This is a genomic window from Streptococcus sp. 29896, assembly GCF_032594915.1.
Taxonomy (GTDB): domain Bacteria; phylum Bacillota; class Bacilli; order Lactobacillales; family Streptococcaceae; genus Streptococcus; species Streptococcus suivaginalis.
On the sequence record NZ_CP118733.1, the window covers coordinates 85918 to 112066 of the forward strand.

The window sequence follows — 26149 nt, forward strand, 5'->3', positions numbered from 1 at the left end:
GTGAATGTGTGGAGCAGACAATTTCTGCTGCGGAGTGGCAGGTCATGCGGGTTCTGTGGGCCCATCCTGGTGCGACTTCTCAGGAAATTATTCAGGCCTTGCAGGAAGGCTTTGATTGGCAGGCAACGACCATTAAGACACTTTTAGGTCGTTTGCGGAAGAAAAATTATTTGAGAATGGCTAAGGAAACTAGCAAGTACCACTATTATCCGCTGATCAGTGAAGAAGAACATTTGCAGGGGCAGGTGGAGCTCTTACTAGCTACCATATGTTCCACAAAACAGGGGCAACTGGTTGAAAAACTGCTAGACACAGGGACATTTTCCCAAAAAAGCCTAGAAAATCTAGCCAGCAAAATCTCTCAGCTACAAAAGACTGCACCTGAGCAAATCGCATGTCAATGCTTGGCGGGTCAATGTACCTGTGGGCATCATCATACTCTTCGAAAATCAACCTCAGATGTTGTTGACTTGACTTGATGAACTTCAGTTCTATCTGCATCTGCGTCGCCTAGTCTGAATCTGATTTTAATTGAGTATAAAAAAGGAGAAAGAACATGAAGCAAACTTTGAAATTGAAAAACTTATCCTGTCAGAACTGTGTCAAACATGTGACCAATCACCTCTTGGATTTGGACGGGGTGGAAGAAGTGAAAATCCAGCTGGATCAGCAGTTGGCGGAGGTGGAAACCTCTGTGGCCTATGACTTGGAGCGATACCAAGAGGTGCTGGAAGACACTATCTATGAAGTGGAAGAGTTAATATAAGCGAAAAAGCAGCCGGCGAGCTGCTTTTTATAATGCTTTGAGAAAGTGAGTCAGATCCAGTTGCACTTGTGCAAGTGAAATTTGGTCCCAGAAGCCGTCTGATTGAAAGCGTGGAATCAGGTGGACATGGAAATGGGTGCCAGCATCAAACAAGCGATCGTTGCAGGCTATGGTCACACCGTCAATTGCCAATATTTGACAGAGTTTCTCAGTCAAAAAGACTTCCAAGTCTGATAGCTCATAGCGAATAGCAGGAGAGACTTGGCTGAGCGTGTCATAGTGTTCCTTGCTGATAATCAGCAGATGCCCTGTTTGGACAGGGTCAATGTCCCAGACGACCTTGAAATGCTCCGTCTGGTAGAGAATGTCATTTTCATTGAGTTGGTGACAAAAAATACAGGTCATGTCATTTCTCCTAGGTTAGCAGAAAAGGAAATCACATAGGATTTCCTTGAAAAATATTAATAAGTCAAAACAGAATATTTCTTCTTACCACGACGGATAACGGTCAACTCGCCGTCAATCTTGTCGCTGTCAGAAAGAGTATACTCCAAGTCCTGCACACGCTCACCGTTTACATAGATCGCACCATTTGCTACATCTTCACGAGCTTGGCGTTTTGAGGTGACAATACCAGAGGTAACCAAGAGTTCCACGATGTTTAGGTTGTCTTCAGCCTGTACAGCGTAGTTTGGAACGTTGCTGAGGCCCTGCTTGAGCTCTTTTGCGGACAGGTTTTTGATGTTACCAGCGAACAATTGCTCGGTGATCTTAAGGGCTTGATTATAAGCCTCTTCACCGTGTACCAATGTCACGACTTCCTTAGCCAGAATCTTCTGAGCCAAGCGTTCATGACGAGCTGCGTCAAATTTTTCTTCAATCTCAGCAATCTCATCTAATGACAAGAATGTGAAGATTTTCAAGAAACGAACGGCATCGTCGTCCATGACATTGAGCCAGAATTGGTACATTTCATATGGAGAAGTCTTGTCGGCATCCAACCAAACAGCGTTGCCCTCTGACTTACCAAATTTCTTACCTGTCGAGTCGGTGATAAGTGGTACAGTCATAACGTGACCAGACTTGTCGGCCTTGCGGCGGAGCAATTCAGTACCTGCAGTCATATTGCCCCACTGGTCAGAACCACCGATTTGTAGGGTTACATTGTGCTTGTCGTTGAGCTCGTAGAAGTCATAGCCCTGCATGATTTGGTAGGCAAACTCGGTGTAGGAAATCCCTGTTTCAATCCGTTTTTTCACCGAGTCCTTGCTCATCATGTAGTTGACTGTGTAATATTTGCCGACATCACGAAGGAAGTCGATAAAGCTGATGCCTGAGAACCAGTCGTAGTTGTTGACCATTTCGGCCTTGTTGTCACCATGTTCAAAATCCAAGAAGCGAGAAAGCTGACCTTGGATTTTTGTTACCCAGCCGTCCACGGTGTCTTTGGTTTGCAAGCTGCGCTCCGCATCTTTGAAGGAAGGGTCGCCAATCAGACCAGTAGCTCCACCAACTAGAGCGTAAGGTTTGTGCCCTGCTAATTGCAAGTGACGGCAGACGAGGATTGGTACCAAATGCCCCAAATGCAGGCTGTCGGCAGTTGGGTCGTAGCCAGAATAATAGGATACTTGCCCTTCTGTTAATGCTTTTACTAGGGCTTCTTCGTCTGTCGTTTGAAAGACCAAGCCACGAGCTTTTAGTTCTTCAAAAATGTTCATGCTCTTCTCCTTATAGCTGATTTGAGATTTCTAATACGCCAAAAGAAAACAAGACCAAATTGCTGCAAGCCTTGGATGGCTACAGAAAGGAGGCCTTTTATAGGGCGTGCTAGTCTTCACAATCTAAACTAACGGACCAAGGCCAGGGGCTGGAAATCATTTCCCCTGTTTTTGAACCGCTAGTATCATAAAAATTCCCTCTTATTATACCATGAAATCGTTGAAAAGAAACAAAATTTGGTATAATGGATAGGATAAGGAGTTTTTTATGTCTAAAAACAAGAAAAACAGCCCAAAAGAGCCTTTGAACTTTACAGGACGTGACTGGATAAGTGTTCTTTTGAGAAGTATGAAATTGATGATCAATTCTATCACCGTTATCCTTGGCTTAATCGGGGTATTTGGTGTGGGTGTCGGTTTAGGTTACATTGGCAGTCTTTTTGATTCTGTTGAAGTACCAGAATCGACGGAATTGGTTTCGGAAGTGACACAATTGACACGGATTTCGACGGTCACCTATCAAGATGGGACCCTGGTGTCGGAGGTCAATTCGGATTTGCTGCGTACTCCAGTTGAGAGTGCTCAAATTTCGGACTACCTCAAGCAAGCGGTCATTGCAACAGAGGATGAGACCTTTGAAAGCCATAATGGTGTGGTGCCTAAAGCGGTGATTCGAGCTGCCCTGGGTTCAGTAGGACTCGGTTCGTCAAGTGGTGGTTCGACCTTGACCCAGCAGTTAATCAAACAGCAGCTAGTAGGGGATGCACCGACCTTTTCTCGAAAGGCAAATGAAATTGTCTCAGCCCTTGCCTTGGAGCGGACTATGACCAAGGAAGAAATCTTAACAACCTATCTCAATGTCTCGCCCTTTGGCCGTAATAACCAAGGTAAGAACATCGCAGGGGTAGAAGAGGCAGCCCAAGGGATTTTTGGAAAACCTGCTAGTGAATTGACAGTTCCGCAAGCGGCCTTTATTGCCGGTTTGCCCCAGAGTCCGATTGTTTACTCGCCTTACTCATCAGATGGTAGCCTGAAATCCGCTGAAAATATGAGTTACGGGCTTGCTCGCTACAAGGACGTTCTGTACAACATGTATCGTGCGGGATACCTGACAAGGGAAGAGTACGAAACCTATCAAGCCTATGACATTACACAGGATTTCCTTGCTCCGAACCCTGTCACTGGAGATACCAAAGACTTCTTGTATTACGCTGTTATGGATGAGGCCAAGGAGCGGATGTACGATTACTTGGTGACTCGGGACAAGGTGTCAGAGAGTGAATTGAAAAATGACGAAACGGTCGCAGCTTATAGAGAAATGGCTGCCGAAGAGTTGAGCTTAGGTGGTTACATCATTAAAAGTACTGTCAATAAGACCATCTATGATGCTATGCAAGCAGCTACTGCTAATTATGGATATTTGCTTGATGATGGTGGTGCCCTAGTTGAAACTGGCTCAGTATTGTTGAACAATAAGACAGGTGCAGTTTTAGGTTTTGTTGGAGGTAGAGATTATTCTCAGAACCAAAACAACCATGCCTTTAGTACATTACGTTCGCCGGCTTCGACGATAAAACCTATTCTTGCTTATGGAATTGCTATTGATCAAGGGTTGATGGGGTCTGCCAGTGTGTTGTCAGATTATCCTGCAACCTTCTCAAGTGGCGAGCAAATTATGCATGTCAATAGTATTGGTACTGGGAAAATAGATTTACAGACGGCTCTTAATCGGTCTGTGAATATTCCGGCATTTTGGACATATAAGTTATTGCAACAGTCCGGTGTTGATGTTCAGAGTTATATGGAAAAAATGAATTATCAGATTTCTAACTATGATATTGAAAGTCTCCCTCTTGGTGGAGGTGTAGAGGTTTCTGTAGCGACGAATACAAATGCATATCAAACCTTAGCAAATGGTGGGGTTTACAACGAGCGCTATATCGTTGAAAGTATAACAGCTCCAGATGGCACAGTTATTTATCAACATATTGCTGAACCTGTACAGGTGTACTCTAAAGCTACTTCAAGCATTATGATGCAATTGTTAAAAGGAGTTATTTCTTCTGGTGTAACAACAAACTATGCTACTTGGATGCAGTCAATAAATCCTCAAATTATGGCAAAGACAGATATCGTTGGTAAGACAGGTACTAGTAGTGGAGCAGCTGATGCTTGGCTGATGTTAGCAACGCCACAGATTACATTAGGAACTTGGGCTGGTTATGATGATAATACTAGGATGGCTGACCTAGCTAGCTATAACAACAATCCACATTATGTTGCATATTTATCAAACGCTATTTATCAAGCGGCACCTGAATTATTTGAAGGTCGATTCGAGTTGGATGACTCCGTGATCTCCTCTAGTGTGGTGGCTTCGACTGGTCAACGTCCAGGAAGTGTTCAGGTCAATGGCTTTACCTACAATGTTTCGGGAGCTATGACTACGAGTTACTGGGCTAAGAATGGAGCGCCTACAGCGAGCTATAAGTTTATGATTGGCGGAACAGATAGTGACTATGCAACAGCTTGGAATTCTCTCTTTGGCTCGCAGACGAGAAAAAACAGTAGTTCTTCATCGAGTCGCTCTTCTTCATCAGGTGCCTCAAGAAATAGTTCTTCGTCAGAAACATCCACATCTTCTGACACAGAAACTTCAACGGCGAATGATGGGGAATAATCTTGCAAGTTTGCAGAAAATATGGTAAAATAGATTAAATTATTTGTCGTGTGTCTTGGTTGAAATATTGTCCAATCAAGGCTTACAGCAGTTAAATCATACTTGAACAAGGAAGATTTAACTGCTCTTTTTGTGTCTATTTGATGGATTTTTAGGAATTGTAATGTATTCTTAAAGATTCTAAAAATTCTAACAAAAGGCAAATGTGTTTGATTTTGCAGAAAAATCAATAGAAAAATAGAGGAGAATTAACTTGGCAGGACATGACGTTCAATACGGGAAACATCGTACCCGTCGTAGTTTTTCAAGAATCAAGGAAGTTCTTGATTTACCAAATTTGATTGAAATCCAAACGGATTCTTTCCAGGATTTTCTTGACCATGGCTTGAAGGAAGTCTTTGAAGATGTGCTTCCGGTTTCTAACTTTACAGAAACCATGGAATTGGAATTTGTTGGTTACGAATTAAAGGAACCAAAATATACCTTGGAAGAGGCGCGTGCACACGATGCCAACTATTCTGCACCAATTTTCGTTACCTTCCGTTTGATCAACAAGGAAACTGGTGAAATTAAAACCCAAGAGGTCTTCTTCGGTGAATTCCCAATCATGACTGAAATGGGTACCTTCATCATCAACGGTGCAGAGCGGATTATCGTTTCTCAGTTGGTACGTTCACCAGGTGTTTATTTCAACGATAAGGTGGATAAAAACGGTAAGGTTGGTTACGGCTCAACTGTTATCCCTAACCGTGGTGCCTGGTTGGAATTGGAAACAGATTCTAAGGATATTGCCTATACCCGTATCGACCGTACGCGTAAGATTCCATTTACAACGCTGGTGCGTGCGCTTGGTTTCTCAGGTGACGATGAAATCTTCGATATCTTTGGTGATAGCGAATTGGTTCGCAATACTGTCGAGAAAGACATCCACAAGAACCCTGCTGATTCTCGTACAGATGAAGCCCTCAAGGAAATCTATGAGCGCCTTCGTCCAGGTGAACCAAAGACAGCTGAAAGCTCTCGTAGCCTTTTGACTGCTCGTTTCTTTGACCCACGTCGTTACGATTTAGCACCTGTTGGTCGTTACAAAATCAATAAAAAGCTCAACCTTCGTACACGCTTGTTTAATCAAACACTTGCGGAGCACGTGATCAATGGTGAAACAGGCGAAATCGTCTTGGAAGCAGGTACAGTCTTGAGCCGTGATATTTTGGACCGTATTGAAGATCAGTTTGACGAGCTCAACTTGGTGGAATATATTCCAAATGATTCCGCTGTTTTAACTGAGCCAGTTCTTTTGCAGAAATTCAAGATTGTTGCACCAAAAGATCCAGATCGTGTAGTCACTGTGATTGGTAATGCTAATCCGGCGGAAAACGTACGTACAGTAACACCTGCGGACATCTTGGCCGAGATGAGCTACTTCCTCAACTTGGCTGAAGGTCTTGGTCGTGTAGATGATATTGACCACTTGGGTAACCGTCGTATTCGTGCCGTTGGTGAATTGCTTGCCAACCAAGTACGTATCGGTTTGACTCGTATGGAACGTAACTTGCGTGAGCGTATGTCTGTTCAAGACAATGAAGTATTGACGCCACAACAAATCATCAATATCCGTCCTGTTACAGCCGCGATCAAAGAATTCTTTGGTTCATCTCAGTTGTCACAGTTCATGGACCAACACAACCCGCTTTCTGAGTTGTCTCACAAACGCCGTTTGTCAGCCTTGGGACCTGGTGGTTTGACTCGTGACCGTGCTGGTTATGAGGTTCGAGACGTTCACTACACCCACTATGGTCGTATGTGTCCGATTGAAACACCTGAGGGACCAAACATCGGTCTGATCAACAACTTGTCTTCTTACGGACACCTTAACAAGTATGGTTTCATCCAAACACCGTACCGCAAGATCGACCGTGCAACTGGTACAGTAACGAACGAAATCGTTTGGTTGACAGCGGATGAAGAAGATGCCTACATCGTAGCACAATCAACTTCACCACTTGATGAAAACAACCGTTTCGTTGATAAGATTGTTATGGGACGTCACCAAGGTAACAACCAAGAGTTTCCAGCAGATTCAGCAGACTTCATGGATGTTTCACCTAAACAGGTAGTTGCCGTTGCGACAGCATGTATTCCTTTCTTGGAAAACGATGACTCCAACCGTGCCCTCATGGGTGCCAACATGCAACGTCAGGCTGTTCCATTGATTGATCCAAAAGCACCTTACGTTGGTACAGGTATGGAATACCAGGCTGCCCATGACTCAGGTGCGGCAGTTATTGCCCAACATGATGGTAAGGTTGTTTACGCAGATGCGGACAAGGTAGAAGTACGTCGTGAAGATGGTTCCTTGGATGTTTACAGCATTCAGAAATTCCGTCGTTCAAACTCAGGTACTGCCTACAACCAACGTACCCTTGTGAAATTGGGTGATGTCGTTGAAAAAGGTGACTTCATCGCAGATGGTCCTTCTATGGAACGTGGGGAAATGGCTCTTGGTCAAAACCCTATCGTTGCCTACATGACTTGGGAAGGTTACAACTTCGAGGACGCGGTTATCATGTCTGAACGCCTTGTGAAAGACGATGTCTATACATCTGTTCACTTGGAAGAATACGAATCAGAAACACGCGATACCAAGTTAGGCCCTGAAGAAATCACACGCGAAATTCCAAACGTTGGTGAAGATGCTCTTCGCAACTTGGATGAAATGGGTATTATCCGTATCGGTGCCGAAGTTAAAGAAGGCGACATTCTTGTTGGTAAAGTTACACCAAAAGGTGAAAAAGATCTTTCTGCTGAAGAGCGCCTCTTGCACGCAATCTTCGGTGACAAGTCACGTGAAGTACGTGATACATCTCTTCGTGTACCTCACGGTGCAGATGGTGTCGTTCGTGATGTGAAAATCTTTACTCGTGCCAACGGTGATGAATTGCAATCAGGTGTTAACATGTTGGTTCGTGTTTACATCGCTCAAAAACGTAAGATCAAGGTCGGAGATAAGATGGCCGGTCGTCACGGTAACAAGGGTGTCGTTTCACGTATTGTACCTGTTGAGGATATGCCATATCTTCCAGACGGAACACCAGTTGACATCATGTTGAACCCACTCGGGGTGCCATCACGTATGAACATCGGTCAGGTTATGGAACTTCACTTGGGTATGGCGGCTCGCAACTTGGGCATTCATATCGCAACACCAGTTTTCGATGGTGCAAGTTCAGAAGACCTCTGGTCAACTGTTAAAGAAGCAGGTATGGACTCAGATGCCAAAACCATTCTTTACGATGGACGTACAGGTGAGCCGTTTGACAACCGTGTATCTGTCGGTGTCATGTACATGATCAAGCTTCACCACATGGTTGATGATAAACTTCATGCTCGCTCAGTCGGACCATACTCACTCGTTACCCAACAGCCACTCGGAGGTAAGGCTCAGTTTGGTGGACAGCGTTTCGGTGAGATGGAGGTTTGGGCCCTTGAAGCCTATGGTGCTTCAAACGTCCTCCAAGAAATCTTGACTTACAAGTCAGATGATGTGACAGGCCGTCTTAAAGCCTATGAAGCCATCACAAAAGGTAAACCAATTCCAAAACCAGGTGTTCCAGAATCATTCCGCGTTCTTGTCAAAGAATTGCAATCACTTGGTTTGGATATGCGTGTCCTTGATGAAGATGATAATGAAGTAGAATTGCGTGACCTTGATGAAGGTGAAGATGATGATATCATCCACGTAGATGATCTTGAAAAAGCACGTGCAAAAGCAGCAGCTGACGCAGCGGCAGCCTTTGCAGCAGAAGAGGCAGCAGGAAAAGAATAATCAAAATGAAGGAAACGGTTGGTCCTATTCCCCTTTTAAGAGGAAAGAAGGACTAACTGAGGACTTCGGTTTTATGACTGGGAGGAGAACAGACTTCTGCTTTCAGCGACCTGATGTCAATGATTCAAGAATTCGAGGTGTGACTCATCCACCTCTCACAAGAAAAGAAAGGGATTATTAGTGGTTGACGTAAATCGATTTAAAAGTATGCAAATCACGTTAGCTTCACCAAGCAAAGTCCGTTCATGGTCTTATGGTGAGGTTAAAAAACCTGAAACAATCAACTACCGTACACTCAAGCCAGAGCGCGATGGACTCTTTGACGAAGTCATCTTTGGTCCAACTAAAGACTGGGAGTGTTCGTGTGGAAAATACAAGCGAATCCGTTACAAAGGTATCGTTTGTGACCGCTGTGGTGTTGAAGTGACTCGTGCCAAAGTCCGTCGTGAACGTATGGGACACATTGAGTTGAAAGCACCAATTTCACATATCTGGTATTTTAAAGGAATTCCAAGCCGTATGGGCTTGACCTTGGATATGAGCCCACGTGCCTTGGAAGAAGTTATCTACTTCGCAGCTTACGTGGTGATCGATCCGAAAGATACACCGCTTGAGCACAAATCTATCATGACAGAGCGCGAATACCGTGAGCGTTTGCGTGAATACGGTCATGGTTCCTTCGTTGCCAAAATGGGTGCTGAGGCCATCCAAGACCTCTTGAAACAGGTTGATCTTCCAAAAGAAATTGCAGCCTTGAAAGAAGAATTGAAAACAGCTTCTGGTCAAAAACGCATTAAAGCAGTTCGCCGCTTGGATGTATTGGATGCCTTCTACAAATCTGGTAACAAGCCTGAGTGGATGATTCTCAATATCCTTCCAGTTATTCCACCAGATTTGCGTCCGATGGTGCAGTTGGACGGTGGCCGTTTTGCCGCATCTGACTTGAACGAACTCTACCGCCGTGTTATCAACCGTAACAACCGTTTGGCTCGCCTCTTGGAACTCAATGCTCCAGGTATCATCGTGCAAAACGAAAAACGGATGCTCCAAGAAGCTGTGGATGCTTTGATTGACAATGGTCGTCGTGGTCGTCCAATTACAGGACCAGGTAGCCGTCCGCTTAAATCACTCAGCCACATGCTTAAAGGTAAGCAAGGACGTTTCCGTCAAAACTTGCTTGGTAAGCGTGTTGACTTCTCAGGACGTTCCGTTATCGCCGTTGGTCCAACGCTGAAAATGTACCAATGTGGTGTGCCACGTGAAATGGCAATCGAGCTCTTCAAACCGTTTGTTATGCGCGAAATCGTTGCCCGTGATATTGCTGGTAACGTCAAAGCCGCGAAACGTTTGATTGAACGTGGTGATGATCGTATCTGGGATATCTTGGAAGAAGTGATCAAAGAACACCCAGTTCTTTTGAACCGCGCACCTACCCTTCACCGTTTGGGTATCCAGGCTTTTGAGCCAGTTCTGATCGACGGTAAAGCCCTTCGTTTGCACCCGCTTGTCTGTGAAGCCTACAACGCCGACTTCGACGGTGACCAGATGGCGATTCACGTTCCATTGTCAGAAGAAGCACAAGCAGAAGCACGTATCCTTATGCTTGCAGCAGAACACATCCTTAACCCTAAAGATGGTAAACCAGTCGTAACACCATCTCAGGATATGGTTTTGGGGAACTACTACTTGACCATGGAAGATGCTGGTCGTGAAGGTGAAGGTATGGTCTTCAAGGATGCGGATGAAGCTGTTATGGCTTACCGCAACGGCTATGTTCACTTGCATACCCGTGTTGGTATCGCAACAGATAGCCTAGACAAGCCTTGGAAAGACAACCAAAAACACAAGGTCATGATGACAACTGTTGGTAAAATCTTCTTCAACGCGATTATGCCTGAGGGCCTTCCATACTTGCAAGAGCCAAACAATGCCAACTTGACAGAGGGAACACCTGATAAATACTTCTTGGAACCAGGTTCAGATATCAAGGCTGCTATCGCAGAATTACCAATCAACCCACCATTCAAGAAGAAAAATCTTGGAAACATCATCGCTGAAATCTTCAAGCGTTTCCGTACAACTGAAACCTCAGCCCTGCTTGACCGTTTGAAAGACTTGGGTTACTATCACTCAACACTTGCTGGTTTGACAGTGGGTATTGCCGATATCCCAGTTATCGACAACAAGGCTGAAATCATTGAAGAATCTCACGAACGTGTGGAACAAATCAAGAAACAATTCCGTCGTGGTATGATTACCGACGATGAGCGTTATGCAGCTGTTACAGATGAATGGCGTTCGGCTAAGGAAAAATTGGAAAAACGTCTGGTTGAAAAACAAGATCCGAAGAACCCAATCGTTATGATGATGGACTCTGGTGCCCGTGGTAACATTTCCAACTTCTCCCAGTTGGCCGGTATGCGTGGTCTGATGTCAGCTCCGAACGGACGTATCATGGAATTGCCTATCTTGTCTAACTTCCGTGAAGGTCTTTCTGTATTGGAAATGTTCTTCTCAACTCACGGTGCCCGTAAGGGTATGACGGATACGGCCTTGAAGACAGCCGATTCAGGTTACTTGACTCGTCGTTTGGTTGACGTTGCCCAAGATGTCATCATTCGTGAAGATGACTGTGGAACAGACCGTGGTCTTGACATCCGTTCAATCACAGATGGCAAGGAAATGATCGAGCCACTTGAAGAGCGTTTACAAGGTCGTTACAGCAAGAAAACTGTTAAACACCCTGAAACTGGTGCCGTTATCATTGGTCCAAACCAATTGATTACCGAAGACATTGCTCGTGAAATTGTCAATGCAGGTGTGGAACAAGTCACTATCCGTAGCGTATTTACATGTAACACCCGTCACGGTGTCTGCCGTCATTGTTATGGTATCAACTTGGCAACAGGTGATGCGGTTGAAGTGGGTGAAGCAGTTGGTACAATCGCTGCCCAATCGATCGGTGAGCCTGGTACACAGCTTACAATGCGTACCTTCCACACGGGTGGTGTAGCCTCAAACAGCGATATCACGCAGGGTCTTCCTCGTGTCCAAGAGATCTTTGAAGCCCGCAATCCGAAAGGGGAAGCGGTTATCACTGAGGTCAAAGGTGAAGTTACAGCCATCGAAGAAGATGCAGCAACTCGTACCAAGAAAGTCTTTGTTAAAGGTAAAACTGGCGAAGGCGAATATGTGGTTCCATTTACAGCCCGTATGAAGGTTGAAGTTGGTGACCAAGTTGCACGTGGAGCAGCTCTTACCGAAGGTTCTATCCAACCAAAACGCTTGCTTGAAGTCCGTGATGTCTTGGCGGTTGAAACTTACCTTCTTTCTGAAGTTCAAAAAGTTTACCGTAGCCAGGGTGTAGAAATCGGCGACAAGCACATCGAGGTAATGGTTCGTCAAATGCTTCGTAAAGTTCGTGTCATGGATCCAGGCGACACAGATCTTCTCATGGGTACCCTCATGGATATCACTGACTTTACAGATGCCAATGCTGACGTGGTTATTGCTGGTGGCATTCCTGCAACAGCTCGTCCAGTCCTAATGGGTATCACTAAGGCTTCCCTTGAAACCAACTCATTCTTGTCTGCCGCATCCTTCCAAGAAACAACTCGTGTCCTTACAGATGCTGCTATTCGTGGTAAACGAGATAACCTTCTCGGTCTGAAAGAGAACGTTATTATCGGTAAGATTATCCCAGCAGGTACTGGTATGGCCCGCTACCGTAATCTTGAACCACAAGCAGTCAATGAAGTTGAAATCATTGAAGACACAGTAGCACAAGAACTTGCCGAAGAAATGGTAACAGAATAATCAACAAAACACAGCTCGATTTGGGCTGTGTTTTCCTATTATTTTGGGATTGTCGCAAAAGACCATACTTTGTAAAATAATTTACAAGCCAAATCTTTTCATCTCTTCTTTTTTTTCGTTATAATAAATCCATTAAAGGAAGTAAGAGTATGTATCAAGTAATTAAAATGTATGGGGACTTTGAGCCCTGGTGGTTTGTAGATGGCTGGGAAAAAGATATTGTTAGCCAAGAAACTTTTGACGATTTGCAGGATGCTGAGAGATATTTTCGGAAAGAATGTGACCGTTTTTCTGAAAAATATGCAAAAACAAAGCAAAAAGAAGATCATTTGGTGGCATTTTGGGATGAAGAAGATAGATATTGGTGCGAAGAATGTGATGAAGAATTGCAACGCTATCACTCCTTGCTTTTGCTTGAAGTAGAAGAGCCGCATTTGAAAAAAGAGTTGATCCATTCGGGAGAAAGCTGTCTACGAATCTGTCGCATGAAGCAAGATAAATTAGCATAAAAGCTCGGATTAGTCCGAGCTTTTTCTTGTCTTAAAATGTAGACTCATGGTCTGGCTGTCGATTTCCACTTGACCTCCGATTGTGATGGTAAAAAGAGGTTGGGTATGGGCAAAGTCCAAATCGTAGAGAACAGGAATAGTCTTGAGAATAGGATGTTTGTCCAGAATTGCCAGCAAAATTTTCTCTGTCATTTTGGTTTCTTTTGGAAAACGTCCAAAGACGACCGCCTGAGGATTGGGATAGGCTTGCAACAGGGCAGTCAAGTGACGAGCGATAATGAGATAATCGTCGTCTTCCGCTTCCTCTAAAAATAGAATATATTCGTCTGGTCTGGGAGCAAACTCTGTTCCAGTCAGTAGGTTGAGGGTTGAGATGTTTCCGCCGATGGCAATACCAGAGGCCTTGCCTGGATTGTAGATTTTCCACTCTGTTGGGTAAAAGGTGCGAGGGGCGTCTGGTAGGTACCAGGCATCGCTAGACCATTCTGGACTCGGGGTCAGTTCATAGGAGTCTTGTGTCACCGCCTTGAGCCAGGCCTCTGTTTGATACTCTTGGGCTTGCACCATTTTGAAGCTTGAATAAGCTGGACCCATGTAGGTTGGCATGCCTGTCCTAGCGTAGATAGCATTGAGCAGGGCAGTCGTATCCGAATAACCGCAGAAAATTTTTGGATGGCGGGCGATTAGGTCAAAATCCAGATAAGGTAGCAGTTCGTTACAGTTGAAACCGCCAATGGTTGTCAGAATGGCATCGATCGACTCATCCGCAAAGGCTGCTTCCAAGTCCGCAACACGATTGGCAATCGGAGCAGAGTCAAAGATGTCGTTTTCAAAATAATGTTCTGAGAAAGAGAGTTTGAAGCCCAGTTCTTCCAATTTTTCCTTGGCGGCAAGATTGGCTTCAAAACCACCAATTCTTTCAATAGATGAAGAGGGGCTGACTACGCGTATGTGGTCGCCTTTTTTTAATCTTTTCATAAGAACCTCCAAACTTTTTTATTATTTTAACAAAAAAGTATGGAAAATCAAGTTTTCTTGCGAATAGATAGGGTGAGGAGGTTTTATGATTCAAGAAAAAGCAAGAAAGATGATTGAAGAGGCGGTGGCAGATAGGGTCAGTGACATCTATCTGGTTCCTCGTGGTCAGGGCTACCAAGTCTACCATCGTATCATGGACGAGCGAGAGTTTGTGCAAGACTTGGCTGAGGAGGAAGTAACAGCCATTATCAGCCATTTCAAGTTTTTAGCAGGCTTAAATGTCGGTGAAAAACGCCGTAGTCAGCAGGGTTCCTGTGATTATGATTATGGTAGCGGAGAGATTTCGCTTCGCTTATCAACTGTCGGTGATTATCGTGGCAAGGAAAGTCTGGTTATCCGCCTGCTCTATGACAATGACAAGGAACTCAAGTTCTGGTTTGAGGCGGCCGAGCGGCTTGCAGAAGAAATCAAGGGACGAGGGCTCTACCTTTTTTCGGGTCCAGTCGGCTCTGGTAAGACCACACTTATGTACCATCTTGCCAGGCTGAAATTCCCAGACAAGCAGATTTTGACCATCGAGGATCCTGTCGAAATCAAACAGGAGGACATGCTGCAACTCCAGCTCAATGAAGCCATCGGAGCCACCTACGACAATCTGATCAAACTGTCCCTCCGCCATCGACCAGACTTGCTCATCATTGGTGAGATTCGGGATGCGGAAACCGCTCGAGCAGTCATTCGAGCCAGCCTGACAGGAGCTACCGTTTTCTCAACAGTTCATGCACGGTCTATTTCAGGTGTCTATGCCCGTATGTTAGAACTAGGTGTCAGCCCTGAGGAGTTAAACAATGCCCTTCAAGGGATTGCCTATCAACGTTTGATTGGGGGAGGAGGTGTAGTAGATTTTGCAAAGGGAAATTACCAAAACCATTCCGCAGACCGGTGGAATGCGCAAATTGATCGCCTTTTTGCAGCAGGACATATCAGTCTTCGGCAGGCAGAAACAGAAAAAATTGCCTTTTGATCGCCAGCGTAAGGTCATTGAACTTTTCAATAATCTTTTTGCCAGCGGTTTTCATCTGGGGGAGATTGTTGATTTCCTCAAACGCAGTCAGCTTCTGGCAGATCCCTATACCCAGGTCTTGTCGGATGGGCTGTTAGCAGGCAAACCCTTTTCAAGTTTGCTTTCGGATTTGCGGTTTTCAGATGCGGTGGTCACACAGGTGGCTCTGGCAGAAGTTCATGGCAATACCAGCCTGAGTTTGAGCCATATCCAGTCCTATCTGGAAAATGTCAGCAAGGTTCGTAAAAAACTGATTGAGGTGGCGACCTATCCGATTATCTTACTAGGTTTTTTGCTCTTGATTATGCTGGGCTTGAAAAACTATCTTTTGCCCCAGTTGGAGGAGGGCAATGCAGCGACCGTGCTGATTAATCATCTGCCGACTATCTTTTTGTCCCTCTGTGGACTTAGTTTGGTGGCGGTCTTGGCTGGTCTTGTTTGGTTTCGCAAAACTAACAAAATCAAGGTCTTTTCCTGCTTAGCAGCTCTGCCATTTTTCGGAAAACTCATCCAAACCTATCTGACGGCTTATTACGCCAGGGAGTGGGGGAGTTTGATTGGGCAAGGCTTGGACCTACCGCAGATTGTGGGCTTGATGCAGGAGCAGCAATCGCAGCTCTTTCAGGAGATTGGACAGGACCTGGAGCAGTCGCTTTCCAATGGTCAGAGCTTTCACGAACACATCAAGACTTACGTCTTTTTTAAGCGAGAGCTGAGTTTGATTGTCGAGTATGGTCAGGTCAAGTCCAAGTTGGGGAGCGAGTTGACAGTTTATGCAGCCGAGTGTTGGGAGGATTTTTTCTCTCGGGTCAATAGAGCCATGCAGCTGATTCAACCGCTGGTCTTTCTCTTTGTAGCCCTAATGGTCGTTCTTATCTACGCAGCCATGCTGCTGCCGATTTATCAAAATATGGAGTTATAAAATGAAAAAATTAATTGAAATGAAGGTAAAAGGGTTCACTCTGGTGGAAATGTTAGTCGTTTTGGGAATTATTAGCCTGCTCTTGCTTCTTTTTGTGCCAAATTTGAGCCAGCAGAAGGATGCTATTCAGAAGAAGGGGAATGCGGCAGTTGTCAAAGTAGTGGAAAGCCAGATGGAGCTCTATGAATTGGAACATGACAAGGAAGCAACAGTGGCAGACCTGCAGGCGAAAGGCTATATTACTGAAAAACAAGCGGAGCAGTATGCTGAGGCGAAACAATAAGGCTTTCACCCTGCTTGAAAGCCTGCTGACCTTATTTGTCGTCAGCTTTCTGGCAATCAGCCTGTCGGGAACGGTACAAACGGCCTTTCGGTCTATTCAGGAAGAGATTTTTCTCTGGGAGTTTGAAGCTATCTACAAAGACAGTCAGAAATTGGCAGCCAGTTCCCACCAAACAGTGAGTCTAGCTATCGGCGGACAGGAAGTGACAAATGGTTATCAGGCTGTAGAGGTACCCAGAAGTGTAGAAGTATTGGAAGGGAAGACCATCACATTTGAAGAAGATGGTGGAAATTCTTCTCTGACCAAGATTCGTTTTCGGCTTAGTCGAAAGACAGTCACGTATCAATTATATATAGGGAGTGGTCGCTATAAGAAAACAGAAGAATAAGGCTTATATTTTGCTAGAAAGTCTGGTTGCCCTTGCGACCCTGGTAACCATTTGCAGCTTGATTTTGTCAGCTGTGGATGCGGGACGTAGGCGACAGGATTGGGAATTGGAACAACAGGAGGTTCTCAATCTAGCACAGATGGCTGTTCAGACCGAGCAAGATAACCTAGCCTTAAACGGTGTTACAGTTCAGGTTCAACGAACAGCGGATAAGATCATTGTTTTCCACGAGGGAAAGGAGGTTTTATCGGTTGTTAAAAAGTAAAATTCCTGCTTTTACTCTCTTGGAATGCTTGGTAGCCTTAGTCATTCTTTCAGGTAGTCTTCTGGTTTTTGAAGGCTTGTCAAAACTGCTAGTCCAAGAAGCGCATTATCAAAATCAAACCATTCAAAAGGAATGGTTGGTCTTCTCTAGTCAGTTGCGGTCGGAGTGGGACCAGGCTGCCTTGGTCAAGGTTGAAAATGGCAAGGTCTATGTTGATAAGGGAGGTCAGGCTTTGGCCTTTGGTAAGTCACGGTCGGATGATTTTCGGAAATCAAATGACAGGGGACAGGGCTACCAGCCCATGCTCTATCATCTAGACAGCGCAGCTATTTCCCAAGAAAACCAGCTGGTGCGCATCGACTTTAGCTTTAAAAACGGAGAGGAGAGGACCTTTATCTATGCTTTTAAAGAAAAAAGTTAAGGCTGGAATTCTGCTCTATGCCCTCTTGATGCTGGCAGTTTTTAGTCTCTTGCTTCAGTTTTATCTCCACCGCCAAGAGGCTGAGAGTCGCTTGGTTCAGGTGGCGAGGCAAGAAAAGACGGCCTACATCATGGCTCAGATGGTCTTGGACCAAGTCGAAGAGGACTTGCAGAGGCGTCAAGTAGTTGATGAAAAGGTGGCTATCCAAACAGAAGATGAGAAAGGGGATGGAATAGTTGCTAGTGAGACTGTTGATGGGAAGGAAAAGATGGTGGATGGAGGCTTCACTAGTGAGACTCAAGAAAACGCTGAAAAAACAGTTCACGCAAGTTCTGAGCAAAGCAAACCAATAGAGGCTGAAGGGAGCATGTTGTTTCGAGAGGGTCAGGTTAGCTATCATGTTAAAAACAGAAATGTATCGGTTAACGTGAATCTAAGAAATGGAGGGAAGTATCACTATCGATTTCCGGTTAAAATAGTATCCGAGGGGAGTGATTAGTCGCTTCCTTTTTGGTGCAAAGTTGGTGAATTTTTGATAAGATAAGAGTATGAATTTTGAAAAGATCGAACAGGCTTACGACCTGCTATTAGAAAACGTACAGACTATCCAAAACCAGCTTGGCACCAATATCTATGACGCCATGATTGAGCAAAATGCTGCTTACGTAGCTGGTCAGCATGAAACGGACCTTGTTGTTACTAATAACAAGGCCTTGAAACAACTGGATTTAACCAAGGAAGAATGGCGCCGTGCCTTCCAATTTTTGTTTATAAAGGCCAATCAGACAGAGCCCATGCAGTACAATCACCAGTTCACCCCTGACAGTATTGGGTTTATTTTGACCTTCCTTTTGGACCAGTTGGTGTCTCAAGACTCTGTGACTGTCTTAGAAATTGGTTCGGGGACTGGGAATTTGGCGCAAACTATTCTCAATGCCAGCCAAAAGAAGCTAGACTATCTAGGAATTGAAATTGACGACTTGTTGATTGATTTGTCGGCCAGCATGGCAGACGTTATGCAGGCAGAGATTTCTTTTGCCCAGGGCGATGCGGTACGTCCGCAGATTTTGAAGGAAAGCCAAGTCATTATTGCGGACCTGCCGATTGGTTTTTATCCAGATGACCAGATTGCCAGTCGCTATCAGGTGGCGAGCCAGACAGAGCATACCTACGCCCACCATTTGCTAATGGAGCAATCCCTCAAGTATCTGGAAAAAGATGGGTATGCGATTCTACTAGCTCCCAATGACCTCTTGTCTAGTCCGCAAAGTTCTCTTTTGAAAGAATGGTTGCAGGAGCAGGCTAGCATTGTGGCTATGATTGCTTTGCCGCCAAGTTTGTTTGGGCAACAGGCTATGGCAAAATCGATTTTTGTCTTACAGAAAAAGACCAATCAGGCACCAGCAGCTTTTGTTTATCCACTTCAAAGTGTCCAAGAAGCAGAAACTATTCGAGACTTTATGGTCAATTTTAAAAAATGGAAGCAAGAAAATGCAATTTAGTCGAAAATCTGCTATACTAGTTAGGAAAACGCTTAAAAAAGGGGAACACTATGTCAAAAACAATCGCGATCAACGCAGGTAGTTCGAGTCTGAAATGGCAATTATATCAAATGCCAGAAGAAACAGTTCTTGCTAAAGGAATTATCGAGCGTATCGGTTTGAAAGATTCAATTGTTACTGTAAAATTTGCAGATCAAAAGGCTGAGCAAGTTTTAGATATTCCAGATCACGTTGAAGCAGTAAAAATTCTTTTGGAAGACTTATTGAAACACGGTATCATCGCGGACTTTTCTGAAATCACAGGTGTTGGTCACCGTGTGGTAGCTGGTGGTGAAATTTTCAAGGATTCAGTTGTCATTACGGATGAAGTGTTGAAGCAAATTGAAGACCTATCTAGCCTTGCACCACTTCACAACCCAGCTAATGCGGCGGGTATTAAGGCCTTCAAGGACATCTTGCCAGAAGTGACCAGTGTGGCTGTGTTTGATACGGCCTTCCACGCAACAATGCCAGAGGTTGCTTACCGCTACCCATTGCCAAACAAATTCTACCATGAACATAAGGTTCGTAAGTATGGTGCTCATGGAACATCTCATTTCTATGTTTCACGCGAAGCTGCTAAACTCTTGGGCAAACCATTGGAAGAAACGAAAGTCATTACAGCTCATATCGGAAATGGTATTTCGATTTCTGCTATTGATGGTGGTCAATCAGTAGATACCTCAATGGGCTTCACTCCGCTTGCAGGTCCAATGATGGGAACACGTTCTGGTGATATTGACCCAGCAATCATTCCTTACTTGATTGAAAATGTCGATGAGTTGAAAGATGCTGCGGATGTTATCAACGTTTTGAACAAACAGTCCGGCATTCTTGGTATTGCGGAGATTTCAAGTGATATGCGTGAGGTAGAAGCAGGTGTTGAAGCGGGTGATGAAAAATGCACCTTGGCCTTCAACATGTTGGTAAACCGTCTGCAAAAATTCATTGGTCAATACTTTGCTGTTTTGAATGGTGCAGATGCCCTCGTCTTCACAGCGGGTATTGGTGAAAACTCTGTGAAAGTCCGCGAGGCAGTAGTCAATGGCTTGACTTGGTTCGGTATGGAATTGGATCCAGAAAAGAACGTCTTCGGCTATAGCGGAGATATTTCAACAGTTGATTCCCGAGTGAAAGTCTTGGTGGTTCCAACTGATGAGGAATTGGTTATTGCGCGTGATGTAGAACGCCTAAAATAAGCGAAAAGAAGAAAGGCTTGGTCGTTTGACTGGCCTTTTTGCTATCTTGTTGTTTGGTTTGTCGAGTCCTGCTTGAAGGGAGATGAATGCACTATAGTTTGGAAATAGAAGGGTCAATAGTTTATTTCTTATAGCCGAATACCTAGGTTTGTGATAGAATAAATTGGCAAAGAAATTTGCACAGAGTAGATGGTTTGCGTCAAGTGTATGTGGATGGGATGTTGCCACATAACGAAGCTGATTTTGGCTTGTATCTGATGTCTCCTAGAGTAGGAACATTGAGGCCTGGCTGAGACTAGCGCGGTAAACCATTGCATCCGCTGTCGAATACACACGACAGCTCCATTTTTTGAAAAAGGAGCATTTTTTATGGAAAAGAAGATTCCAAAACTAACAGTGCAGTTATTGACTGCTATTGCGATGACCCTTGCCTTGGTTATGGTTGTGGAGAACTATTTCTCCATTCGGATTTCAGAAACCTTGCAAGTCCAGTTTACCTTTATTCCCAATACTATTTTGGGAGCTATTGCAGGTCCAGTTTGGGCAGCGATCTTTGCGGCTATTTCAGACCCAGTCTTTGTCTTGTTTAGCGGGCAAACTGTCCTCTTCACTTGGATTTTGATTGAGGCGGTATCGGCTTTTATCTACGGCTGGTTCTTCTATCGAAAATCGCTAGACACCAAGAACAAGGCTGATTGGCTCTATGTTGCAGGGGTTGTTGTCTTGATTCAGGTTGTGATTTCCTTTATCATGACGCCTATCGCCCTCCATTTCCATTTTGGAACACCTTGGATTGCCTTGTATAGCAGTCGTTTGATTAAGGCTATTTTTGAAATTCCATTACGCATTGTCGTGACCATGCTTGTCTTGCCAAGTTTACAAAAAATACCTGAATTGGCCAAGTTAATGGGCATTAAATAAAAACAGTATCGAGCAACAGGTCATCCCCCTGTTGCTGCTTTTGTAGAGAGGGAATCATGGATTATCAAGAAATTAGGCAGTGGCTATCGAATCGCCCTGCATCAGATTTAGAAAACGGTGTTGCGCGTGTTAGCTGGCTCTTGGAACGCTTGGACAATCCCCAGCTTCAAGTGCCGACCGTTCACTTCGTAGGTACAAATGGCAAGGGTTCGACCTTGAATGCCTTACAGTCTATTTTACAGTCTTCGGGGTACACCGTCGGTCGCTTTACATCGCCGTCTATCATTGATTTTCGAGAGCAGATTGTCTTTGAGCAAGAGATGATTTCAGAGGAAGATTTTGCGAGGATTGTGACAGACTTGCGGCCTTTGATTGAGGACTTGGACCAGACGGCTGGACTGGATGCCATCTCGGAGTTTGAGATTGTAGTAGTGGCTATGTTTGTCTACTTTGCCCACAACCGGTGTCCCGACATTCTCTTGGTGGAGGCGGGCATGGGCGGTTTGCAGGATGCGACCAATGTCCTTGCTCCTTTGGCAGTAGTTTGCCCATCCATCGGCTTGGACCATCAGGCTTTTTTGGGAGAGACCCACGCCGCCATAGCCCGTCACAAGGTTGCTGTCTTGCGTGAGCGGGTTCCCTTCCTCTATGCGACCGACCAGCCAGAAGTGGTGGCAGTATTTGAGGAGCAGGCCCGTCAGCTTCAGAGTCCGACCTATGCGGTAGGGCGGGAGATTGTTTTGGAAAATAGCAGAGCAGGCTTTGCGGTTTCAAGCCCCTTCGGCCGAGTTGAGGATTTGAGGCTACAGATGCAGGGGTATCACCAAGAGGTCAACGCAGCCTTGGCAGTGACAACAGCTCAGCTTCTCAACCCTCATTTTCCAAAGATTACCAATGAAACCATCAGCCAGGGCTTGTCCCAAGCCATATGGCCAGGCCGCTTAGAATTGATCAAGCCTACACTTATGATTGACGGAGCCCACAATAATGAAAGTATCGCAGTCCTGACACAACTCTTGGAAGAAAAGTATGCGAACAGGGATATTGAAATCCTCTTTGCAGCTATCAATACTAAGCCAGTGGACCAGATGTTGTCCCAGCTTAGCCAATTTGGACCTGTTAGCGTGACGACTTTTGACGATTTCAGAGCGGTACAGTTAGAAGATTATCCGTCAGGTTATGAAAGAGTTCAGACCTATCAAGAGTGGTTGGAGCAGGCGGACTTGGACAATCCCAAAAAACTCTACCTGATTACAGGCTCATTGTATTTCATTACCTATGTGAGGAAGTACATTTTAGAGGAAATTTTATAGAAAAAAGGCTTTGCCGGGCATTCTACCTAGCAAAGTCTTTTGTTTTAATAGTTTTTAATCAAATCAACCGTTGAGCGGTCTAACTTTTTAACGATAGCTTGCAAGAAGGCTTGGGCCTCTAAGAAGTCATCCATGCTGTAGAGAGTTTGATGTGAATGGATGTAGCGAGCGCAGACACCGATGGTTGTTGATGGAACACCTTGATTTTTCAAGTGAGCTGCACCAGCATCTGTTCCACCTTTACCGCAGTAGTATTGGAATTTCACCCCAGCCTCCTCAGCAGTCGTTAAGAGGAAGTCTTTCATGTTTTTTAACATGATATGACCTGGGTCGTAGAAACGAAGTAGCGTTCCGTCACCAATTTTTCCTTGGTCGCCATAAATATCTCCAGCTGGCGAGCAATCAACAGCAAGGAAAATATCTGGATTGAACTTAGTTGTAGAAGCGTGGGCTCCCCGCAGGCCAACTTCTTCTTGAACATTGGCACCGGCAATCAACTGGTTTGGCAATGCTTGACCGGATAGGCTTTCCAGTAGTTCGGTCACCATCAAGACACCGTAGCGGTTGTCCCAGGCTTTGGAAATGATATTTTTGCCATTTGCTGTTAAGATGGTTTGGTTTTTGGGAACAAGTAGGTCACCTGGACGTACTCCGAAATTCCAAGCTTCCTCTTTCGAAGTAAAGCCAGCATCAAAGATGATATCGCCGATTGCTGGGAGACTGGGCCCACCGCTGGTTCGGGTCAGGTGTGGGGGAACTGAGCCTGAAATCGCTGGGATGACGCGACCATCTTGCAGGTGGAGGTGGAAAGCCTGGCTTGAAACAACAAGAGGATTCCAACCGCCTAACTCGACAACGCGGAAGGTCCCGTCTTCCTTGATTGTGCTAATCATAAAGCCGACCTCGTCCATGTGGGCAGCTACCAGGATGCGTGGGGCATCTTGAAGGCTAGTATCTTTGATACCGAAAATGCCTCCCAATCCATCGGTTTCAATCCGATCGACATGAGGAGTAATCTTTTGGCGGATATGGTCACGGACAGAGCCTTCAAAACCTGGCAGTCCATGTAATTCAGTGACTTCTTGGATTTTTTCAAATAATGTCATCGTTTTTCTCCTTTGAACTTGCTACTGTTTATTGTAACACGAAGTTTCAAACTTGTCCTGAAAAAGTTGGGAGACAGGGGGAGCTTGTCGGTTTTTCAGCAGTCACAGGCTTCAAAGGTCTTTTTAAGAAAAATCTGGCGAAATATGATAAAATCGTTACTATGAAAAAGAAAAGTATGGCTTGGATTGCAGGTGTGGTTAGCTTGGCTAGTGTGTTGACAGCGACCAGATTTTACAATCGAGCAAGGGATAAAAAAGAAGCCCAGGCCTTGAAAGAGGTAAGGGAGCAATTTGAAGCTATGGGTCCAATTGGAACGGTCTATGTCGATCAAACCAAGTCCAGCCCAGACCATTTGATAGGAGGAGTGGTCATGGAGGATGGGCGTCAGTTCCAATTTGATTATTGCCATGGCCAACTACAAGTTGAAGGAGGGGAAAAATGATTTACCCTAAAGAGTACCAAGAAGTAGCAACCTTATTAGAAGATGGACAAGTGACAGTCTTTCTTTTTACAGCCAGCTGGTGTGGGGATTGCCACTACATCAAGCCGCATTTGCCGGCGATTGAAGAGACATTTCCAGCCTATCGCTTTGTCGAGTTGGATCGAGATGATTTTATGCCACTAGCTCAGGAGTGGGCCATCTTAGGAATTCCAAGTTTTGTGGTGGTCAAAGATGGCAAGGAAATCGGTCGTTTTGTGGATAAAAACCGTAAGACCAAAGAACAAATCATAGCATTTTTGCAAGGTTTGGAAGCATAAGGCGCAGAGAAAGGAAAGAACGATGAAATCAGCACAGATTGGAAAAGTCCTCCTAACTCCTCTGGTTCTTAGTTTGGGTTTAAGTTTAGCACCTGCGGCCCAGGCAGCGATCCAGACAGATGTTATCAATGAAAAATGGGGCAAGCCCACCTTGGTTTATGGGGGAGGCTTGTCAGATGCTCAAGCGACAGAAGTCAATCAACTCTTCGGAATTTCCACGATTGAAAATGTGAACCGTCAAGTCGTCGAAGGCAGTGATATGGACCTGTACTTGGGAACATCTGGCGCTGCTACCTCATCCTTGTTCTCGTCAGTTCTGGTTCAAAAACAGGATGCGGGAACAGGTGTGGTGGTTGATATCAAGACTCCAAACAATATCACTTTGATAACAGAGACCCAGTATGCCAATGCAGCTATCACAGCTGGTGCGACGGATGTCTTGATTGATGTAGCTTCTCCGATTCAGGTAACGGGGGAGTCTGCTTTGACAGGTGTTTACAAGGCTCTTGCAGCCAATGGTGAAACAGTTGATACAGCCCGAACCGAAGTAGCTCAACAAGAGCTAGAGACAGTCAATGAAGTGGCGACGGCTCATACAGGTGACTCCAATTTTGATAGTTCAGCTTTGGATAAGGCGGTAGCGGAAATCAAGACTGCTCTTGCCGACTATAAACAGTCCAACGGTCAGGTAGCTTCCGAATCAGACCTCAATACTATTATTAACGATGTCTTGGCCAATAACGGTTTGGAAAATGTCATCACGGCGGATGAAGTTTCAAAATTAGTTACCTTTGCCAAAGCCTATCAGGAAACCTCTGCCATTGATTCGGCTGAGGTTGCTGCCCAGCTCAACCAGTTCAAGCAACAGGCGGAGCAACAAATTTCAGAAGCCTATAAGAATCTACAAGATTCAGGGATTTTAGAAAAAATCGGTGCCTTTTTTGAAAATCTATGGAAAGGCTTGATCGGTCTATTTGCATAAAGGAGAAATGAAAAAGAAATGATTTTTACATATAATAGAGAACACGTCGGTGATGTTCTCATGGTCATCGTAGCAGAAGACAAGGGGCAGGCTATCCAGTTTGAACGTAAGGGTCAAGTGGCGCGTGTTTTCCTAGAAGAAACAGGAAAAACAGTAGCCTGGAATATTTTTGAAGCATCAAGTTTGGTTGAGATTGCCGGAAATGGTCAGGTTTTCCTGACAGACGAGCAAGTTGCGACCTTGAATGCCGAATTGGAAAAAGAAGGTTTTGCAGAAACCTTGGTCAATGATGCGACACCGAAGTTTGTGGTCGGTCAGATTGTGGAATTGGTTCCTCATCCAGACAGCGACCACCTCAATATCTGTCAAGTCAATGTTGGTGACAAAACAGTGCAAATCGTAGCAGGTGCGCCAAATGCAGCCCAAGGCTTGAAAACCATTGTGGCTCTTCCAGGGGCAATGATGCCGAGCGGTAGCCTGATTTTCCCAGGGAAGTTGCGTGGTGAAGATAGCTTTGGTATGATGTGCAGTCCACGTGAATTGGCTCTGCCAAACGCACCACAAGTGCGTGGCATTATCGAATTGGACGACTCCGCAGTGGTCGGAGAAGCCTTTGATCCAGCCAAACACTGGAAGGGATAGAAAAAAGAAAGTGGGTTTTCCCACTTTTTTTCATTTTCCTACGAATAGAA

25 protein-coding genes and 1 riboswitch are annotated in these 26149 nt (G+C 45.0%); of the genes, 21 read left to right on the top strand and 4 right to left on the bottom strand.

Going from position 1 to position 26149, the window contains the following annotated elements:
• The first annotated feature begins 8 nt into the window (after positions 1–8).
• The gene (locus PXH68_RS00590; RefSeq protein WP_248028805.1) at positions 9–479 is read left to right on the top strand and encodes a CopY/TcrY family copper transport repressor; all 471 of its coding nucleotides are present in this window, start codon (positions 9–11) and stop codon (positions 477–479) included.
• Positions 480–556: 77 nt separating this feature from the next.
• On the top strand, positions 557–766 hold the full coding sequence (locus PXH68_RS00595) for a heavy-metal-associated domain-containing protein (protein ID WP_248028804.1): 210 nt from the start codon (positions 557–559) through the stop codon (positions 764–766).
• Positions 767–793: 27 nt separating this feature from the next.
• Here the strand turns inward: PXH68_RS00595 and PXH68_RS00600 are convergent, their stop codons facing one another.
• Together PXH68_RS00600 and tyrS are read right to left on the bottom strand one after the other, a co-directional pair.
• On the bottom strand, positions 794–1171 hold the full coding sequence (locus PXH68_RS00600; protein WP_248028803.1) for an HIT family protein: 378 nt from the start codon (positions 1169–1171) through the stop codon (positions 794–796).
• A gap of 56 nt (positions 1172–1227) precedes the next feature.
• On the bottom strand, positions 1228–2484 hold the full coding sequence (gene tyrS / locus PXH68_RS00605; RefSeq protein ID WP_248028802.1) for a tyrosine--tRNA ligase: 1257 nt from the start codon (positions 2482–2484) through the stop codon (positions 1228–1230).
• A gap of 268 nt (positions 2485–2752) precedes the next feature.
• Here tyrS and pbp1b point away from each other — a divergent pair, with 268 nt between their 5' ends.
• The 4 genes from pbp1b (at position 2753) to PXH68_RS00625 (ending at position 13315) form a co-directional block, all read left to right on the top strand.
• Positions 2753–5164 carry a penicillin-binding protein PBP1B gene (gene pbp1b / locus PXH68_RS00610; protein WP_248028800.1) on the top strand — a complete coding sequence of 804 codons (2412 nt, stop codon included), beginning with the start codon at positions 2753–2755 and terminating at the stop codon, positions 5162–5164.
• Between the two features lie 253 nt (positions 5165–5417).
• Complete coding sequence (rpoB, locus tag PXH68_RS00615; protein WP_248028798.1) at positions 5418–8990, top strand: DNA-directed RNA polymerase subunit beta; 3573 nt, start codon at positions 5418–5420, stop codon at positions 8988–8990.
• Positions 8991–9170: 180 nt separating this feature from the next.
• Positions 9171–12806, top strand: a complete 3636-nt coding sequence (gene rpoC, locus PXH68_RS00620; protein ID WP_248028797.1) for a DNA-directed RNA polymerase subunit beta' — start codon at positions 9171–9173, stop codon at positions 12804–12806.
• A 149-nt stretch (positions 12807–12955) separates the two neighbouring features.
• Positions 12956–13315, top strand: a complete 360-nt coding sequence (locus tag PXH68_RS00625; RefSeq protein WP_105117566.1) for a DUF1033 family protein — start codon at positions 12956–12958, stop codon at positions 13313–13315.
• A gap of 9 nt (positions 13316–13324) precedes the next feature.
• Here the strand turns inward: PXH68_RS00625 and PXH68_RS00630 are convergent, their stop codons facing one another.
• The gene (locus tag PXH68_RS00630; protein WP_248028796.1) at positions 13325–14293 is read right to left on the bottom strand and encodes a S66 family peptidase; all 969 of its coding nucleotides are present in this window, start codon (positions 14291–14293) and stop codon (positions 13325–13327) included.
• An 85-nt stretch (positions 14294–14378) separates the two neighbouring features.
• On the opposite strand from PXH68_RS00630, the gene comGA reads away from it, so the two are divergent.
• From comGA to PXH68_RS00685, 11 genes are all read left to right on the top strand, one after another.
• Positions 14379–15317 carry a competence type IV pilus ATPase ComGA gene (gene comGA, locus PXH68_RS00635; protein ID WP_172015367.1) on the top strand — a complete coding sequence of 313 codons (939 nt, stop codon included), beginning with the start codon at positions 14379–14381 and terminating at the stop codon, positions 15315–15317.
• Complete coding sequence (gene comGB, locus PXH68_RS00640; RefSeq protein ID WP_248028795.1) at positions 15241–16278, top strand: competence type IV pilus assembly protein ComGB; 1038 nt, start codon at positions 15241–15243, stop codon at positions 16276–16278. The genes comGA and comGB overlap by 77 nt, the downstream gene beginning before the upstream one ends.
• A 1-nt stretch (position 16279) precedes the next feature.
• Positions 16280–16561: a competence type IV pilus major pilin ComGC gene (gene comGC / locus PXH68_RS00645; protein WP_172015368.1), complete on the top strand. Its 282-nt coding sequence runs from the start codon at positions 16280–16282 to the stop codon at positions 16559–16561.
• A complete protein-coding gene (gene comGD, locus PXH68_RS00650) occupies positions 16542–16949 on the top strand; it encodes a competence type IV pilus minor pilin ComGD (RefSeq protein WP_172015369.1) in 408 nt (135 codons plus the stop codon). The genes comGC and comGD overlap by 20 nt, the downstream gene beginning before the upstream one ends.
• Positions 16921–17214, top strand: a complete 294-nt coding sequence (gene comGE, locus PXH68_RS00655) for a competence type IV pilus minor pilin ComGE (RefSeq protein ID WP_024385126.1) — start codon at positions 16921–16923, stop codon at positions 17212–17214. Before comGD ends, comGE begins: the two co-directional genes overlap by 29 nt.
• Positions 17201–17635: a competence type IV pilus minor pilin ComGF gene (comGF, locus tag PXH68_RS00660; protein ID WP_044676306.1), complete on the top strand. Its 435-nt coding sequence runs from the start codon at positions 17201–17203 to the stop codon at positions 17633–17635. The genes comGE and comGF overlap by 14 nt, the downstream gene beginning before the upstream one ends.
• The gene (comGG, locus tag PXH68_RS00665; protein WP_172015370.1) at positions 17613–18134 is read left to right on the top strand and encodes a competence type IV pilus minor pilin ComGG; all 522 of its coding nucleotides are present in this window, start codon (positions 17613–17615) and stop codon (positions 18132–18134) included. Before comGF ends, comGG begins: the two co-directional genes overlap by 23 nt.
• 49 nt (positions 18135–18183) lie before the next feature.
• A complete protein-coding gene (locus tag PXH68_RS00670) occupies positions 18184–19137 on the top strand; it encodes a class I SAM-dependent methyltransferase (protein WP_172015371.1) in 954 nt (317 codons plus the stop codon).
• 50 nt (positions 19138–19187) lie between these two features.
• Entirely contained in the window at positions 19188–20375 is a 1188-nt protein-coding gene (locus PXH68_RS00675; protein WP_172015372.1) for an acetate kinase, read from the top strand.
• Positions 20376–20554: 179 nt separating this feature from the next.
• Positions 20555–20700: riboswitch (THF riboswitch) on the top strand.
• A gap of 44 nt (positions 20701–20744) precedes the next feature.
• Positions 20745–21296, top strand: coding sequence for a folate family ECF transporter S component (locus PXH68_RS00680; RefSeq protein WP_172015373.1), 552 nt, complete (start codon positions 20745–20747; stop codon positions 21294–21296).
• A 56-nt stretch (positions 21297–21352) separates the two neighbouring features.
• Positions 21353–22609 (top strand): bifunctional folylpolyglutamate synthase/dihydrofolate synthase, encoded by a 1257-nt coding sequence (locus PXH68_RS00685; RefSeq protein WP_248028794.1) that lies wholly within the window; start codon positions 21353–21355, stop codon positions 22607–22609.
• A gap of 44 nt (positions 22610–22653) precedes the next feature.
• Here PXH68_RS00685 and pepA read toward each other — a convergent pair whose 3' ends face one another.
• Complete coding sequence (gene pepA / locus PXH68_RS00690) at positions 22654–23715, bottom strand: glutamyl aminopeptidase (RefSeq protein ID WP_205031712.1); 1062 nt, start codon at positions 23713–23715, stop codon at positions 22654–22656.
• A gap of 161 nt (positions 23716–23876) precedes the next feature.
• Here pepA and PXH68_RS00695 point away from each other — a divergent pair, with 161 nt between their 5' ends.
• The 4 genes from PXH68_RS00695 to ytpR are packed head-to-tail and all read left to right on the top strand — an operon-like array spanning position 23877 to position 26099.
• A complete protein-coding gene (locus tag PXH68_RS00695; RefSeq protein ID WP_202848378.1) occupies positions 23877–24158 on the top strand; it encodes a DUF4651 domain-containing protein in 282 nt (93 codons plus the stop codon).
• Entirely contained in the window at positions 24155–24475 is a 321-nt protein-coding gene (locus tag PXH68_RS00700; protein ID WP_248028793.1) for a thioredoxin family protein, read from the top strand. The genes PXH68_RS00695 and PXH68_RS00700 overlap by 4 nt, the downstream gene beginning before the upstream one ends.
• 22 nt (positions 24476–24497) lie before the next feature.
• Positions 24498–25457, top strand: a complete 960-nt coding sequence (locus PXH68_RS00705; RefSeq protein WP_248028792.1) for a DUF1002 domain-containing protein — start codon at positions 24498–24500, stop codon at positions 25455–25457.
• 18 nt (positions 25458–25475) lie between these two features.
• A complete protein-coding gene (gene ytpR / locus PXH68_RS00710) occupies positions 25476–26099 on the top strand; it encodes a YtpR family tRNA-binding protein (protein WP_248028791.1) in 624 nt (207 codons plus the stop codon).
• The last annotated feature ends 50 nt before the right edge of the window (positions 26100–26149 follow it).